The 15370-nt window shown below is 73.3% G+C and carries 17 protein-coding genes; 11 read left to right on the top strand and 6 right to left on the bottom strand.

Annotation, left to right across the window (positions count from 1 at the left end; genetic code table 11):
• Nucleotides 1-75: 75 nt before the first annotated feature.
• Nucleotides 76-1077: a sigma-70 family RNA polymerase sigma factor gene (locus tag ACZ4U4_RS10590; RefSeq protein WP_467871417.1), complete on the bottom strand. Its 1002-nt coding sequence runs from the start codon at nt 1075-1077 to the stop codon at nt 76-78.
• A gap of 563 nt (nt 1078-1640) precedes the next feature.
• On the opposite strand from ACZ4U4_RS10590, the gene ACZ4U4_RS10595 reads away from it, so the two are divergent.
• Nucleotides 1641-2195, top strand: coding sequence for a hypothetical protein (locus tag ACZ4U4_RS10595; protein WP_467871420.1), 555 nt, complete (start codon nt 1641-1643; stop codon nt 2193-2195).
• 149 nt (nt 2196-2344) lie between these two features.
• Here the strand turns inward: ACZ4U4_RS10595 and ACZ4U4_RS10600 are convergent, their stop codons facing one another.
• Complete coding sequence (locus ACZ4U4_RS10600; RefSeq protein WP_467871422.1) at nt 2345-2818, bottom strand: pyridoxamine 5'-phosphate oxidase family protein; 474 nt, start codon at nt 2816-2818, stop codon at nt 2345-2347.
• A 239-nt stretch (nt 2819-3057) separates the two neighbouring features.
• Complete coding sequence (locus ACZ4U4_RS10605; RefSeq protein ID WP_467871424.1) at nt 3058-3534, bottom strand: cupin domain-containing protein; 477 nt, start codon at nt 3532-3534, stop codon at nt 3058-3060.
• A 199-nt stretch (nt 3535-3733) separates the two neighbouring features.
• Between ACZ4U4_RS10605 and ACZ4U4_RS10610 the strand changes: the two genes are divergently transcribed.
• Nucleotides 3734-4783, top strand: coding sequence for a questin oxidase family protein (locus ACZ4U4_RS10610; protein WP_467871427.1), 1050 nt, complete (start codon nt 3734-3736; stop codon nt 4781-4783).
• Between the two features lie 71 nt (nt 4784-4854).
• On the opposite strand, the gene ACZ4U4_RS10615 is transcribed toward ACZ4U4_RS10610, so the two are convergent.
• The gene (locus ACZ4U4_RS10615) at nt 4855-5622 is read right to left on the bottom strand and encodes a dioxygenase family protein (protein WP_467872084.1); all 768 of its coding nucleotides are present in this window, start codon (nt 5620-5622) and stop codon (nt 4855-4857) included.
• A 179-nt stretch (nt 5623-5801) separates the two neighbouring features.
• On the opposite strand from ACZ4U4_RS10615, the gene ACZ4U4_RS10620 reads away from it, so the two are divergent.
• From ACZ4U4_RS10620 to ACZ4U4_RS10630, 3 genes are all read left to right on the top strand, one after another.
• Nucleotides 5802-6308 carry a MarR family winged helix-turn-helix transcriptional regulator gene (locus ACZ4U4_RS10620; protein WP_467871430.1) on the top strand — a complete coding sequence of 169 codons (507 nt, stop codon included), beginning with the start codon at nt 5802-5804 and terminating at the stop codon, nt 6306-6308.
• Nucleotides 6309-6402: 94 nt separating this feature from the next.
• A complete protein-coding gene (locus tag ACZ4U4_RS10625) occupies nt 6403-7269 on the top strand; it encodes a rhomboid-like protein (RefSeq protein WP_467871432.1) in 867 nt (288 codons plus the stop codon).
• A gap of 41 nt (nt 7270-7310) precedes the next feature.
• Nucleotides 7311-8618, top strand: a complete 1308-nt coding sequence (locus tag ACZ4U4_RS10630; RefSeq protein ID WP_467871435.1) for a M6 family metalloprotease domain-containing protein — start codon at nt 7311-7313, stop codon at nt 8616-8618.
• Nucleotides 8619-8648: 30 nt separating this feature from the next.
• Here the strand turns inward: ACZ4U4_RS10630 and ACZ4U4_RS10635 are convergent, their stop codons facing one another.
• The gene (locus tag ACZ4U4_RS10635) at nt 8649-9296 is read right to left on the bottom strand and encodes a TetR family transcriptional regulator (RefSeq protein WP_467871438.1); all 648 of its coding nucleotides are present in this window, start codon (nt 9294-9296) and stop codon (nt 8649-8651) included.
• Between the two features lie 102 nt (nt 9297-9398).
• Here ACZ4U4_RS10635 and ACZ4U4_RS10640 point away from each other — a divergent pair, with 102 nt between their 5' ends.
• The 6 genes from ACZ4U4_RS10640 (at nt 9399) to ACZ4U4_RS10665 (ending at nt 14402) form a co-directional block, all read left to right on the top strand.
• The gene (locus ACZ4U4_RS10640; protein WP_467871441.1) at nt 9399-9563 is read left to right on the top strand and encodes a hypothetical protein; all 165 of its coding nucleotides are present in this window, start codon (nt 9399-9401) and stop codon (nt 9561-9563) included.
• Nucleotides 9560-9958: a hypothetical protein gene (locus ACZ4U4_RS10645; protein WP_467871443.1), complete on the top strand. Its 399-nt coding sequence runs from the start codon at nt 9560-9562 to the stop codon at nt 9956-9958. The genes ACZ4U4_RS10640 and ACZ4U4_RS10645 overlap by 4 nt, the downstream gene beginning before the upstream one ends.
• A gap of 84 nt (nt 9959-10042) precedes the next feature.
• Nucleotides 10043-11329 carry an MFS transporter gene (locus tag ACZ4U4_RS10650; RefSeq protein WP_467871445.1) on the top strand — a complete coding sequence of 429 codons (1287 nt, stop codon included), beginning with the start codon at nt 10043-10045 and terminating at the stop codon, nt 11327-11329.
• A 155-nt stretch (nt 11330-11484) separates the two neighbouring features.
• Complete coding sequence (locus tag ACZ4U4_RS10655) at nt 11485-11727, top strand: ferredoxin (RefSeq protein WP_467871448.1); 243 nt, start codon at nt 11485-11487, stop codon at nt 11725-11727.
• Nucleotides 11717-13111 carry an NAD(P)/FAD-dependent oxidoreductase gene (locus ACZ4U4_RS10660; protein ID WP_467871451.1) on the top strand — a complete coding sequence of 465 codons (1395 nt, stop codon included), beginning with the start codon at nt 11717-11719 and terminating at the stop codon, nt 13109-13111. The genes ACZ4U4_RS10655 and ACZ4U4_RS10660 overlap by 11 nt, the downstream gene beginning before the upstream one ends.
• Nucleotides 13112-13160: 49 nt before the next feature.
• Nucleotides 13161-14402 (top strand): cytochrome P450, encoded by a 1242-nt coding sequence (locus ACZ4U4_RS10665; protein WP_467871454.1) that lies wholly within the window; start codon nt 13161-13163, stop codon nt 14400-14402.
• An 11-nt stretch (nt 14403-14413) separates the two neighbouring features.
• On the opposite strand, the gene ppk2 is transcribed toward ACZ4U4_RS10665, so the two are convergent.
• Entirely contained in the window at nt 14414-15247 is an 834-nt protein-coding gene (ppk2, locus tag ACZ4U4_RS10670; protein WP_467871456.1) for a polyphosphate kinase 2, read from the bottom strand.
• Nucleotides 15248-15370 lie beyond the last annotated feature (123 nt).

Consider the following 15370-nt stretch of genomic DNA (forward strand, 5'->3'; position numbering starts at 1 on the left):
TCCGCGGTTTCGCGCCCCCTACGGGCGCACCCGCCGTGACGGGCGCGCCGACCCCGTGACAGGCGCGCCGGGGCGTCAGGCCGCCGCGTCGAAGCCGGTGTCGTGGGCCATCCGCTTCAGTTCGACCAGGGCGTGCTTCTCGATCTGGCGGATCCGCTCGCGGGTCAGGCCGTGCTGCTTGCCGACCTCGGTCAGCGTGCGCTCGCGGCCGTCCTCGATGCCGTAGCGCGCCTTGATGATCGAGGCGGTGCGGTGGTCGAGACGGTCGATCAGGTCCTCCAACTCCTCGCTACGCAGCAGGGAGAGCACGGACTGCTCGGGGGAGGCGGCGGAGGTGTCCTCCAGCAGGTCACCGAACTGGGTGTCGCCGTCGTCGTCCACGGACATGTTGAGGCTGACCGGGTCGCGGGCCCAGTCGAGCACGTCGGTGACGCGCGCCGGGGTGGAGCCCAGCTCCGCGGCGACCTCGGCGGGCTCCGGATCGCGGCCGTTCTCGCGGTTGAACTCGCGCTGGACACGGCGGATGCGGCCCAGCTCCTCGACGAGGTGCACGGGCAGCCGGATCGTGCGCGACTGGTCGGCGATGGAACGGGTGATGGCTTGGCGGATCCACCACGTCGCGTACGTGGAGAACTTGAAGCCCTTGGCGTAGTCGAACTTCTCCACCGCGCGCACCAGACCGGCGTTGCCCTCCTGGATCAGGTCCAGCAGCGGCAGCCCGGCTCGCGGGTAGCGCCGCGCGACGGCGACGACCAGCCGGAGGTTGGAGCGGATGAAGACGTCCTTGGCCCGCTCACCCTCCGCGATCAGCGCTTCCAGCTCCTCGCGGCTCGCGCCCGCGGCGTTGCCGTCGGTCACGACCTCGTCGAGGATCTTCTGCGCATAGACGCCCGCCTCGATGGTCTGGGACAGCTCGACCTCCTTGGCGGCGTCGAGCAGGGGCGTGCGCGCGATTTCGTCGAGGTACATGCCGACCAGGTCGCGGTCGGCGATCTCCCCGCCTACGGCGCGAACACTGCTGCCCCCGTCAGCACCGCTGCTGGTGGTCTGACGACGGGCGACGGCACGGGTTGCCATGCGTGAGCTCCCTTTGCGATGAGTCGGTGATGAGTCGTTCGCGGGACGGTGGACGCGGAAGCCCGGGTGCCCGAACTGCCCCGTCCGAAGGAAACAACGGCTGGAAACCGGACAGAATTCCCAAGCTGCCCGTCTATTTTTCTGATCATGCAGTACCCTGCACGGTCACCTACGGCGGCCGAGCGCTGCCGGAACGGAAGAACCCCAGGTCAGATGGCGTTCCCGCCCCGCCCCGCGCGCCTTCCGCCGCGGCGGCGAATTCCTTCACCTGAGACGTCCGTCACTGCGGTGGCGGCTTCTCACCCCTGCGCCGCCCTGGCGACCGACGAACGCGACGGAGGCCCCGCGGTCCCGGTGGCCGCTGCGACCTCGGCTTCCCACCCCCAAGACGACCCGCGCCACCCCAGGGTTGCCCCGAATCCACCCATGGCTGCCGGATTCCCTCAAAACCGCCCATGCCTCCTCGGCATTCCCGGGGCTGCTCCCGGGGCCCTCTGATCCAGTTGACGGGGGCGATGTGCGGGTGTCGCCTGGACAGGAGGGGCAAGCGAGAGGAGCCCGTCATGGAGAACCCTGCTCCGCGCCATGGCGCGCGGGCCGCCGGTACACACGGCGTGGTCGAACGGGAGCACGGCGCGACCGCCGACGCCCCGGCCCCGGGTACGGAGTCCGCGGCGGCCCACCCCCGGGGCGGCCGCCGGCTGCTGTCCGCCAAGGTGGTGTGGCCCGTCATCGCCGCGCTCGGCTTCGGCTGCTACACGATCTGGATCGACCACACCGGCGGCTCCAGCGGCGGCCATGCCGCGCTGCTCGGGCTGATCGCCGCGGTGGTCACCGGTGCGCTGGGGCTGGTGCTCGTGCACTTCCAGTCCACGATGATCACCGACACGCGGGCGCTCGCCTACGGTGTGCTGTTCGGCGCCAGCATGGGCTGGCTCTACAACCTCAGCGGCCCGTCCGTCCTGAAGTCGTCGGCCTGGGGCCTGGTGATGGGTGCGGTGATGTTCGTCGTCTCGCTCTACATCTTCCGCGGCCACCGCGTCCGCGAACCCCACGGTCTGCACCGGCCCCGGAAGCAGCACCCGGACGGCCACGGCACACCGCACGGCGCGCACTGAGCAGGCGCCACCGCGTGGCGCACATGCGCCATGGGCCGTCCGGCGTGGGCCACGGACCCGTACCCGCCCGCACCCGGGCACCCCAAGTCAGGGGACCCGGGCGCGGGCGGGCTCGCGCGTACCGGCGGCGCGGGCGCCCCGCCCGCGCCCTACCGCCGGACCGTCCGCAGCCCCTGGTCCGGCCGCCAGCTCTGGACGATCATCGTGGCGTCCCGTACCGCCACCCGTACGATCTCCGTCACCTCGGCCCGGAAGAGGAGGAACGGCTCCGGTGGCCGGACCTCGTCCGCGTAGCGCCTGATCACCTCCTCGTCGGTCATGTGGACCGCCCGGCCGGAGACCCGGACGTCGCCGTCCGACAGGTCCGTGCCGGGGCCGGGGTTGGCGTGCAGGGCGAACCGGGGGTCGGTGTGCAGGTCCGCGCCCTTGCGGGAGCCCGTCAGCATGCCGAGCCACAGCTCGCCGAAGCGGAAGCCCGCTTCGAGGCCGGTCAGCCGCGGGGAGCCGTCCGCGCGGAGGGTGCCCAGCACATGGTGCGGGTACCGCCCGAACCGCTCCCGCACCTCACGGACGAACCCCGGCTCCCGCGCCTCGGCCACCGCCCAGCCGACACCGCGCGGCACGGCCGCACCCGGCCCGCACCCCGCCCGTGCGCCCGGCGCCCCTGAGCGCGGTGGCACGGGCATCGGCGCCCCGGGGGCCGGGGTCCACACCTCCGGCCCGTGCGCACCCGTGTCTGCCCAGCTGTCTCCCTCTGTGCTTCCTGTCATGCCTCCACGGTCGCCTCCCAACCGGACATCTGCTGTCTGGATTCCTCCATGCTTCCGACCGTGCGGCGCCCCCGATCGCCCCCGGGTCCGGGCTACTCCCCCAGCGGCACCCCCTGGGAGGCGCGGGCCCACGCCGCCTCGCCGGTCAGCTCGGCGTCGCCGGTGTTGACCGTGCCGCGGCGCTCGAACATGAGGATGCGGGTGCCGGGCGCGGCCACGGGGCGGTGCCGCAGCCCGCGCTCGACGGTGAACATCTGCTGCGGGCCCAGCACCACCGGCGCGCGGTCCGCCAGCTCCAGGGTCAGCTCACCGGCGAGCACCAGGAAGAACTCGTCGGTGTCGGGGTGCGCATGCCAGACGTAGGCACCCTCCACCTTCGCGATCTTGACGTCGTAGTCGTTGACCCCGCCGGCTACCCGCGGCGACCACGTCTCCTCGAACGAGGCGAAGGCCGCCGCCAGATCCGTCGCCCCGGCCACCGGCGCCGCGCCGCCGCCGCTCGCCCCACCGGCCCTCTCCACCGCGTCGACCGGGCGCTCCATGCCGTCAACTCCACTGTTTTTCTCCATGACTTCATGGTGCCAGCCGCCACTGACAACGTCCCGGCGCTCGCCCGTCCGAAGGCCGCACCAGGCCCTCCGCCCGACGCCACGGGGCTCCGCCCCGCGTCCCCCTCCCCGCGACCGAGCGCGCCTCCGTCGCACGGCGCGGGGGGTCTAGGTCCGCAGCCCGTTACCCGGCGGCGTCCGTGCTCCTAGCCTCACGGGTATGACGGCACACCACGGCACCTTCGACGAGGCCCTGGAGCGGCTGCACTCCACCGGACCGGAATTCCACGGCTATCTCAGCAACCACGGGCCCATGGCGGTCGAGGCCCTGGCCCACCACGGGCAGGGGCGCGGCGTCCACCGCTGGCTCGATGCGTACTCCGCGCGGCTGGAGGACGTACCGGGTGCCCGCGAGACCCTCACCGAGGCCAACTGGCAGCAGGCCCTGGGTGATCCGCTGCGGGTCACCGACTGGACCGACCACTTCGCCCGCACCGTCGCCGAGCGGCCCTGGCGCGAGGTGCTCGCCGAGTGGTGGCCCCGGCTGCTGCCCGGCCTCGCGGGCGCGGCCACCCACCCCGCCATCCGCGTCGGCCACATCGTCCGCACCCTGCTGACCGGGGACGAGACGGAGCCCCGCCGCGCCGAACTGGCCCATGCCCTCGGCTACTGGGCGGCCCGGCACACCCCGCTGCCGGTGGTGCCGACGCCGGGCGGGACGGTCGCGCCGGACGAGGCGCTCGACGCCCTCCCGCGCGTCGCCGATCAGCGGACCAGCGCGCTCGGCGGCCTCGCCCAACTGCCGGGCACCCCGGGCTGGCAGACGGCTGCCGAGGCCGTCCGGGCGCCGCGCGATCCGGACGACGCCCGGGCGCAGCTCACCGCGCTCGTGCAGGCGGCGACCCACCGCTACGCCGACCACGGGCACGGCGAGGAGATCATGCTGGTCCACGCGGCGACCGCGCCCAATGCGGTGCTGCGTACCCTGCCCGCGCTGCCGCGCACCCTGTGGGCGCCGTCGTTCACCGTGGCGTGGGCCGCGAGCGCGGCGCTGACCTCCATCTACGGGGCGGCGGACGCACTGCCTGAGCTGCGGACCGGGCAGCTCACCCCCGAGGAGGTCTTCCGGCGGGCCGCCGAGCACGGGGATGCGCACGCCATCAAGATGACCGACACCGCGCTGGAGGTGGCGTCCTGGACGCCGGACGGCGACGACCGCGCGCTGGCCGCCGCGCTCCGCGCCCTGGAGCTGATCGAACCGGGCGCCTGACCTGCCGCGATACGCCCGGAGGCGATCGGCGCACCGCGTTCGGCGGGCCGGTCGCCGCTACCCGGTCCGGCTCAGCCGAACTGCAGCGACCGCTTCGCCAGCCCCATCCAGAACCCGTCGATCACGCTCCGCCCGTCCCCGAGCTGACCGTGTGCGTCCGCGGCGCCGAGGGTGACGAAGAGCGGCGCGAAGTGTTCGGTGCGCGGATGGGCCAGCTGCCCGGCGGGCGCCTTGTGGCCGAAGTCGAAGAGCGCGTCGAGGTCGCCGCCCTCCAGGGCCCGCCGCCCCCAGTCGTCGAACTCCGCCGACCAGGACGGCACGCCCGGCCCCTGGTGGCGCAGGGCTGCGAGGTTGTGGGTGAAGAAGCCGCTGCCGACGATCAGCACGCCCTCGTCGCGCAGCGGCGCCAGCTTGCGGCCGAGGGCGAAGAGCGCACGGGGGTCGAGGGTCGGCATGGAGATCTGCAGGACCGGCACATCGGCCTGCGGGAACATCTCGACGAGCGGGACGTAGGCGCCGTGGTCGAGCCCGCGGTCCGGGATGTCCTGCACCGGCGTGCCGGCCGTCCCCAGTGTGCGGCGGATCCGGTCGGCCAGCTCCGGCGCGCCGGGCGCCGCGTACCGGACGCGGTAGTAGTGCTCCGGGAAGCCCCAGAAGTCGTACACGAGCGGGGTGGTGACCGTGGCGCCGAGGGCGAGCGGGGCCTCCTCCCAGTGGGCCGAGACGATCAGTACGGCGGTGGGGCGCGGCAGTTCGGCGGACCAGGCGGCCAGCTGACCAGGCCAGAGGGCGTCGTCGGCGAGCGGCGGCGCACCGTGGCTGAGATAGAGGGCCGGCATCGGCATCTCGGACATCGCGACTCCCCGGAGATCGTCATGGGTACGGGCCCGGGCGGACCCGTAGGGGTACCGTCCCGAAGCCTTCGGAACATCTACTTGAATCTTCAAGCGAATATTTCGAGACTACTCCGCTCCGCATGGATTGTTCAACCTTCAAGAAGAGTCGGGGCGGTGCGAGAATGGATGGCATGAGCACCGAACCCGCAGCCGAGCCGCGCTGGCTCAGCGACGAGGAGCAATACGCCTGGCAGTCCTACCTCCACGCCACCACGCTGCTGGAGGATCACCTCGATCGCCAGCTGCAACGCGACGCCGGAATGCCGCACGTCTACTACGGCCTGCTCGTCCAGCTCTCGCGCGCCCCGCGGCGCCGGATGCGGATGACCGAACTGGCCCAGAACGCCAAGATCACCCGCTCCCGCCTCTCGCACGCCGTCGCCCGCCTGGAGAAGAACGGCTGGGTACGGCGCGAGAACTGCCCGTCGGACAAGCGCGGCCAGCTCGCCCACCTCACCGACGAGGGCCTGCACGTCCTGGAGAAGGCGGCCCCCGGACACGTCGCCGCGGTACGCGGTGCGCTCTTCGACCGCCTCTCCCCCGAACAGGTCGCCCAACTCGCCGAGATCTGCCGGGTCATGGCGGACGGCCTCCAGCCGAAGGGCGCCGACCTGCCCTGGCTCCGCTGAGGCACGGCACCACGGCCCGGTCCGCCCCGTGAAGCGCCCCGCGGGGCGCTCCTCCACCGCGCCCCGGCGCCCGCCTCTTGGTAATTTGTCCGCCATGTGCGCCAGGTTCAAGCGCGCCGCCCGCCGGATATCCCGCGCGACGCGCACGCGGCACCGCACACGGCGACCGACCGCCGGCTCCGCGGGCGGCCCCGCCGGGCACCTGCGGGCCTACCTCCGCCGGGCGCCGGGCACCTTCCTCTGGCTGGCGATCCTGCTGGTCACGTCGGTGATCATGCACCGGTTCAGCCCGGCCGTCCTCACGGACTTCCTCCAGCAACGCTCCACCAACATCCACAACCTGCTGCACTCCCCCGGCCGGGTGCTCCTGACCAGCGCACTGTGGCTGGACGGCGGCGGCTGGCCGCTCTACTTCGTCCTCTACAACGCCCTCCACGTCCCCGCCGAACGCTGGCTCGGCACCCGGCGCTGGCTCGCCGTCCTCGGCACCGCACACATCGGCGCGACCTACCTCAGCGAAGGCGTCCTGGCCGTCGCCATCCACACCGGTGCCGCCCCGCACACCGCGGTCAACACCCTCGACGTCGGCGTCAGTTACGCACTGGCCGGCGTCGCGGCCGTCCTCACCTACCGCCTCACCGGCCCCTGGCGGTACGCCTACGCGCTCGGCATCCTCGCCTTCTACGGCGCACCGCTGCTGACCGGCCGCGGCTTCACCGACGTCGGCCACTTCGCCGCCGCACTGATCGGCTTCGCCTGCCGGCCGCTCACCCGGGGCGCCTCCGGGACGGCCGGGCACCCGGGGGCCACCGCACCGGCGGCGGACACCGGGGGAGCGACGGTCACCGGCGCCCCCGGAGGCGCTGACCGGAGCAACGCCCTCCGCACCGCCGGGCCGGACCCCGTCACTCCACTGCCGCACCGCACCCCCGGAATCCGGTACGCCCGCCGGATGACGTAACTCCCCGCGCGTCCGCCCACCGGGCACCGGAGGGTGACCCTATGAAGCGGTGCATCTCCGCGGCGTTCGCCGCAGGCACGTCGGCCGTGGCCGCGGCCATCGCGCTGTGCGGGTCCCCCGCCCCGCTCTCCATACCCCCGGGGGCGGTCGGCCCCCCACCCCCCGACATACCCGCCGGCCCCGCGCCGCCCGGTGGCCGGCACGGGCCGTGCGCCCTGCGCGGCGTCAGCGACGACGTCGGCGAGACCACCGCCACCCCCGAGGGCTATGCCCGCGCCCGCGGCACCGTGAAGGCCCTCACCCTCTTCATCGACTTCCCGGACGCCCGCGCCACCCTCAGCCCGCGCGCCCGGTACGCGGAGTTCTTCCCCGCCGCGTCCGACTACTTCCACCGCAGCTCGTACGGCCGCCTCCGCTACCGCCCCGCACCGCTGCTGCGCTGGCTGCACATGACGAAGCCGCTCGCCGCGTACGGCATCCAGCGCGGCGCCACCTTCGACGCGGGCTCGGACAGCGGCTACCACGCCCTCGCCCGCGAGATCGTCCACGCCGTCGACGCCTCCGTCGACTTCCGCGACTACGACCTCGTCAACGTCGTCGCCGCCCCCGACGCGGGCCCGCCCGCGACCCGTACGGTCCTGTCGGTGACGTTCAGCGGCGGCGACATGGGGCTGCGGACCGAGGACGGGGTGCCGTTCCGCAATGTGTCGTTCCTCTGGAGCAGACAGCCCGGACCGAGCGCCTTCCGGGTGGTCAACCACGAGAACGCCCACTCCTTCGGGCTGCCCGACCTCTACTTCACCGACGGACGCGAGGCACCGCCCGCGGTCGGACACTGGGACCCGATGGGCGAGGACTGGGGCCCGAGCAACGACTTCCTCGGCTGGCACAAATGGAAACTCGGCTGGCTCGCCGCCGACCAGATCGACTGCGTGACACCGGGCAGCCCGGTGGCCGACCACACGCTGACCCCGCTGGCCACCCCGGGCGGCACGAAGATCGCCGTCATTCCGACCTCCCCCCACACCGCGCTCGTCGCCGAGGCGCGCACCCGGGGGCCGCTCGATCCCGCGCTGTGCCGCCCCGGCGTCCTCGTCTACCGGGTGTCGGCCGACGTCCGCTCCGGCGGCGGACCGCTCAAGGTCATGGACGCGACGCCGGGCAGCGGCGGCTGCCACACCGGCGACCGCTACGTCGACGCCGAACTCTCCGACGCCACCTACCGCCCCGGCACCACCTTCACCGACCGCGACAGCGGCACCGCCCTCACGGTGCTCGGCACGGCGCCGGACGGGACGTTCCGGATCCGGGTGCGGCCGCCTTCTCTGCCTTCGGCGCCGGCGGGGTGAGGGGCCCCTCCCCCCTCCCCACCCCACCCCTCACCCCACCCCCGCCTCGTCCTTCCAGTGCTGCTGGCCGACGGTGATCAGCCGTATCTGCCACCGGGCCGCCTCGACGACCTGTGCCCGTGCCGCTTCGGCGTCGTCGGCGTCCTCCGTGTCGAGGATCGCCGTGGCGGTCGTGACCAGCCGGTCGACGAACAGGTCCGCCAGCATCCGCAGATCGCGCTCGGCCCACCCCTGCGCCGCCGGCTGGACCGCGAGCGCCTCGGCCACCTCGGCGCCGAACCGCTCCAACTGGCCTGCGATGGCCTGCCGTACGGCCCGTACCCCGCCGTGGCGTTCGCGGGCCACGAACCGTACGTGGGCGGGGTGCTCGCGGACGTGCCGGTCGACCACCGCCACCGCGCTCTCGATCTGTGCCTCCACCTCCGCCTGTTCGATCAGGACGGTGCGCACCATGGCGTGCAGGCTGCCGAGCGCCTCCTCCACGAGGGCGACGCCCAGTTCGCCCAGGTCGCGGAAGTGCCGGTAGAAGGCGGTCGGGGCGATGCCGACCGTCCGCGTCACCTCCCGCAGCCCCAGACTGCTCAGGCTCTGCTCCTCCAGCAGCCCGAGGGCGGCGTCGAGCAGTGCCTGACGGGTTTTCTGCTTCTGGGCCTGGCGGACCCCTACGGTGTGACTCACATCATCCAGTAAACAAGCGTTCTCCGAACTTCTCCACCCGGTGACGCCCTACACTGACGGAAGTGAGTGAACAACTGTCCTCCGAATCGGAAAGGCAGAACGATGCTCTTTCTCGTCGCAGCCCTCCTTCTGATGGGGATCCTGCTGGGCGCCGCGGCACACCTCCCCTTCCCCGTCACCCTCCTCGCCGCCGCCGTCATCGCCGGCTGGCTGCTCGTCTTCTCCGTGCGCGAACGCCGTCACTCCGCCGAGGGGACCACCCGATGACCCCCACCTCCCTCGTCAAGGCACCGGCCGGACGGTCGAAGGGCGCTGCGCCTGCCGGTGCGTCATACCTCTCAAACACCGGGGGCGGCGGATCGGTTGCCGATTCCGGCGACGAATCGGCCGCTGTCACGGTTGCCGCCGCGGCGCCCCGTGCGGGAACGGCGTCCGCCGACGGGATGGCCGTCGCATCCTTCGTGCTCGGGCTGCTCGGCACCCTGGTGTTCAACGTCGTTCTGGGGCCGTGCGCCCTCGTCCTCGGCGCTCTCGCCCTGGTCCGCCGCACCCGCCGCCGGGGCCGCGCCGTTCTCGGTCTCGCCCTCGGCGCCGCCGACCTGATCATCCTGGCCGCGCTGACCGCCGCCGACGCCACGGTCAGCTGGCACCTGGGCGGCTGACCGGACGGCAGTCGACGCCCGAGCCCCACCGGCCCGTTCACCGGCGGAGCGCCTCCACCCCCTGCCACGATGAGGGGCGTGGACATGACATCGACGTCACCGCAGAGCCCCCCGGCAGCAGCGCCCGCCGGATCGCTCTGGCGCAACCGCAACTTCCTGCTGCTCTGGTGCGGACAGGGCGCCGGCACCCTGGGCCCCCGCGTCGCACTGATCGTGCTGCCGCTGCTCGCCCTCGACACGCTGCACGCGAGCACGTTCCAGGTATCACTGCTCACCTCGCTGGGCTGGCTGCCGTACCTGCTCTTCTCGCTCCCGGCGGGAATCCTCGCCGACCGCGTCGACCAGCGGAAGCTCATGATCGTCTGCGATCTGGGGCGGCTGCTGCTGATCCTCTCCGTCCCGCTCATGGCGCTGGCCGGGCGGCTGACGCTGTGGTACCTGTACGCGGTCGTCGGGGTCTCCGGCGTGCTGACCGTCGCCTTCACCGTCGCCTACCGCGGGCAGCTGCCGAAGCTGGTGCACCGCGCCCAACTCGTCGACGGCAACGGCAAGCTCGGGATGTGCGAATCGCTGGCGGAGCTGACCGGGCCCGGCCTCGGCGGGGTGCTGGTCGGCGCGATCGGCGCCTCCCGCGCCCTCTTCGCCAACGTCCTCACCTACGCGCTGAGCGCCCTCACCCTGGCCCTGATGCGCGTCCCCCGGGCGCCCGCCGACGCACCCGCCGCACCGGAGCGGGTCCCGTTCCGCGCCGCCCTGCGGGAGGGCTCCGCCTTCGTCCGCCGCGAGCCGGTGCTGCTGAAGCTGCTGCTGTGCACCAGCGTGTCCAACTTCTTCGTCACCGCGGCCAACGCCATCGCCGTGACGTTCATGGTGCGCGCACTGCACGCGCCGACCTCCGCCGTCGGCCTGGTCTTCACCGTCGGCTCCGTCGGCGGGCTGCTGACCGGGGCGCTCGCCAGCCGCATCGCCGGGCGGGTGGGCACCGCGCGGATCATCTGGGTGTCGATGCTCGCGCCCGGCCCGCTGTACTTCCTGATGCCGCTCGCGGCGCCCGGCTGGGGCGTCCTGCTGTACTCGATCGGCCTGGCCGCCCTCGCCGCCAACAGCACCCTGTTCAACGTCGCGTCCCTCTCGTACCGCCAGCTCGTCACCCCACCCGCGCTGCTCAGCCGGGTCGGCGCCGTCTACCTGTGGATCGCCTACGGGGTCATCCCGCTCGGCTCCCTCTTCGGCGGTGCGCTCGCCACCGGCGCCGGGCTGCGCCCGACCCTGTGGATCTGCGCGCTGGGCATGTGGTCGGCGGCGCTGTTCGTGGTCTTCTCACCGCTGCGCACCCTGCGGGACGTACCGGCCGGGCGCACCGCCGTCTGACGGGCACCGCGCCCCGGGTCACCCCGTCGCACCGGCCAGGGTGCACCGCCCCGGGCCCCCTCCGATGCTGGAGCGGGGCGGGCGGATTCCCGGGGTGCGCGCCGACGCGCGGAGCGGCGGGGTGCCCGACCACGTCGTGAAGGAGCGGATGCCCGATGAGGCTTGTCGTCGATCTCAACCGGTGCCAGGGGTATGCGCAGTGCGCCTTTCTCGCGCCCGACGTGTTCACCCTGCACGGCGCGGAGGCGCTGATGTACGACCCGCAGCCCGCCGACGACCGGCGCGCACAGGTGCTCCGGGCCGCGCACGCCTGCCCCGTCCAGGCCATCACCGTCGAGGACGAGGACGTGGCGCGGGCGGCCGACGGCGGACGGGCGGGTGCCTCCCGTGTCGGTTGACGGCTTTCTGAAGGCGTTCCGCCGCGAGGGCCGCATCGTCGTCGTCGGCGCCTCGCTCGCCGGACTGCGGGCCGCCGAGACGCTCCGCGCGGAGGGCTTCCGCGGCACGCTCACGATGATCGGGGACGAGCCCCACGAACCGTACGACCGGCCGCCGTTGTCCAAACAGGTGCTGCTCGGCCTCGTACCCCCCGACCACACGGCGCTGCCGCGGCGCCGGGCGATCGACGCGAGGTGGCGGCTGGGCACCGCAGCCGCCGGGCTCGATGCGGCCGCCAAGGAGGTGACGCTCGCCGACGGCGACACCGTCCCCTACGACCGGCTGCTGATCGCCACCGGTGTCCGCTCCCGGCCCTGGCCGAACGAGCTGGAGTCGGATCTGGACGGGGTGTTCGTGCTGCGCACCCGGGACCATGCGGCCCGGCTGCACCACCGGTTGTCGGCCGGGCCGCGGCGGGTGCTGGTCATCGGCGCCGGATTCACCGGTTCCGAGATCGCCTCGGCCTGCCGCGGGCGGGGGCTGCCGGTCACCGTCGCGGAGCGCGGCCCGGCGCCGCTGGTGGGCGCGCTCGGCGGGGTGATCGGCGAGGTGGCGGCGGAGCTGCAGCGGGCGCACGGCGTCGATCTGCGGTGCGGGGTGCAGGTCACCGGCCTGGAAGGGGACCCCGCGGGCCGGGTGCGGCGCGCCCATTTCTCGGACGGTACGGCCATCGACACGGACGTGGTGATCGTCTGCCTGGGCGCGACCCGGAACACCGAATGGCTCGCGGGCTCCGGCCTCGGCGCGGGGCCCCGCGGTATCGCCTGTGACGCCGGGTGCCGCGCCTTCGACGTGCGGGGGATCGTCACGGACGACGTGTTCGTCGCCGGGGACGTGGCCCGCTCCCCGCATCCGCTGTTCGGCTACCAGTTCCTCTCCCTGGAGCACTGGGGCAACGCGGTCGCGCAGGCGGAGACCGCCGCGCACAACATGATCAGCGCCAGTGCGGACCGGCGCCCTCATCTGTGGATGCCGTCGTTCTGGTCGGCGCAGTTCGGCGTCAACATCAAGTCCGTCGGGGTCCCGCCGATGGCCGACCAACTCCTCGTCACCCAGGGCTCGCTCACCGAGCACCGCTTCACCGCGGTCTACGGCCACCAGGGCCGGGTCATCGCCGCCACCACCTTCGACCAGGGGAAATGGCTGGAGTTCTACGAGCGGCAGATCGAGCGGGCGGCGCCGTTCCCGCCGGAGTTCCCCACCGTCGACCGGCGGCCCGAGGGGAGCCACCCGGTGGCGGCCGGTTTCCCCGACCCGTCGCTGCCCACCCACGGCCCGACCGTCACCCTCAGCGGCCACTCCCCGGCCGACCGGCGCCTCACGTTCACCCCACGGCGCGCATGACCCGGCGCGCGCCCCTCACTCCGCCCGCCCGAAGCCGGAAGGAACCGTCATGACGTCGGCCTCACCCCTGCGTCAGATCCTCGACCCCACCCACCGCGCCGACCCCTACCCCCTCTACGCGGAGCTCCGGAAGACCCCGGTGATCCGGGACGAGACGGGCCCCTACCTGGTCAGCACGTACTGGGAGATCCAGGAGCTGCTGCACGACCCGCGGGTCAGCTCCGACGCCCGCAATCTGAACCCGGAGGCCGCCGCGTTCCTCGGGCAGGAAGAGGAGGACCCGAACCTGCCGCCGACGTTCCTGCGCCTCGACCCGCCCGACCACGACCGGCTGCGCGACCTGGCGATGCGGCCGTTCGGCCCGCCGCACACCCCCCGCCGCATCTCCGACATGCGCGGTGAGCTGGCCGAGATCGTCACCCAGCTCATCGACGGCTTCCGGGACCGGGACCACCTCGACCTCGTCGACCGCTTCGCCTACCCCTTCCCCGTCACGGTGATCTGCCGGCTGCTCGGCGTCCCCCGCGAGGACGAGCCCCGCTTCCACGTCTGGGCCGACACGATCGCCGCCGGGCTGGACCCCGTCCACGGCACCCCCGAGGAGCGCGACGCGCAGCGGCAGACCCTCCGGCGGGCCCGCGCCGACCTCGCCGCCTACCTCGCCGGACTGGTCGAGGAGCGCCGCCGGGCGCCCCGCGACGACATGCTCTCCGCCCTCGCCACCGACCACGGCCCGGACGGCCGGATGTCGCCGCTGGAGATGGTGAGCACCGCGGCCCTGCTGCTGATCGCCGGCCACGAGACCACCGTCAACCTCATCACCAACGGGATGCTCACCCTCCTCCGCCACCCCGACCTGCTCCGGCGCCTGCGGGACGAGCCCGGCCTCGCGGCCCCGTTCGTCGAGGAGCTGCTCCGCTTCGACCCGCCCGTCCAATTCCTCCCGCAGCGCACCACGCTGGCGGACATCGACATCGCCGGCACCACCATCCCCAAGGGCGCCTCCCTCTGGCTGCTGCTGGCCTCCGGCAACCGCGACCCCCGCCGCTTCCCCGACCCCGACCGCTTCCTCCCCGAACGCCCCGACAACCAGCATCTGAGCTTCGGCAGCGGCATCCACACCTGCTTCGGCGCACCCCTGGCCCGCCTGGAGACCCAGCTCGCCCTCACCGAACTCACCCGCCGCCTCACCGGCCCCCGACTGGCCGAGGACCCGCCGCCCTACCGCCGCAACGCGGTCCTGCGGGGGCCGCGGCATCTGCCGGTGGTGATCGAGGGGGTGGCCGACTGACCGGCCGCGCCTCACGTCTCCAGCTCGGCGGCGTAGTCCGGGACGTAGTTCTGGAGGTCACGCGGCGGGCGGCGGTAGCCGGTGGGCGGTGGGCGCGGCGGCAGTTCGAGGACCGGCGGGGTGACGTCGGTGTACGGGAGCGTCGACAGCAGATGGGCGATCATGTTCAGCCGGGCCCGGCGCTTGTCGTCGCTCTCGACGACGTACCAGGGCGCCTCCGCGATGTCGGTGTGGACGAACATCTCGTCCTTGGCCTGCGAATACTCCTCCCAGCGGGCGAGCGACTGGAGGTCCACGGCGGAGAGTTTCCAGCGCCGCACGGGGTCTTCGAGCCGCCGCCGGAAGCGCTGTTCCTGCACCTCGTCGCTGACCGAGAACCAGTATTTGCGCAGCAGGATCCCGTCCTCGACCAGCATCCGCTCGAAGATCGGGCACTGCCGGAGGAACCGCCGGTGCTCGGCCGGGGTGCAGAACCCCATGACCCGCTCGACGCCGGCCCGGTTGTACCAGCTGCGGTCGAAGAGGACGATCTCGCCCGCCGCGGGGAGATGTGCCGTGTAGCGCTGGAAGTACCACTCGGTGCGCTCGCGTTCGGTGGGCCGGGGCAGCGCCACGATCCGCGCCACCCGGGGGTTGAGGTACTCGGTGACGCGCTTGATGGTGGAGCCCTTGCCGGCCGCGTCCCGCCCCTCGAAGACGACGACGAGCCGCGCCCCCGAGCCGCGTACCCACTCCTGGAGCTTCACCAACTCCGTCTGGAGCCGGTACAGCTCCTGCTCGTACCGCGACCGCGACAGCTTCCGGCGGCCACCGCCCTTCCCCTCGGCCCCCTTCGCTTCCGCCATACACCGACAGTACGGAGGAGAGCGGCGGCGCGGTCAGGCGTACGGGCCGAACGGGGCAGCGCCACCGGTGCCGCGGCGGCTCCCCCGGACGCCTTCACCCGCATGACCGAGAAGGCGGGCGGA

It is taken from the genome of Streptomyces sp. NPDC029159 (assembly GCF_055564055.1).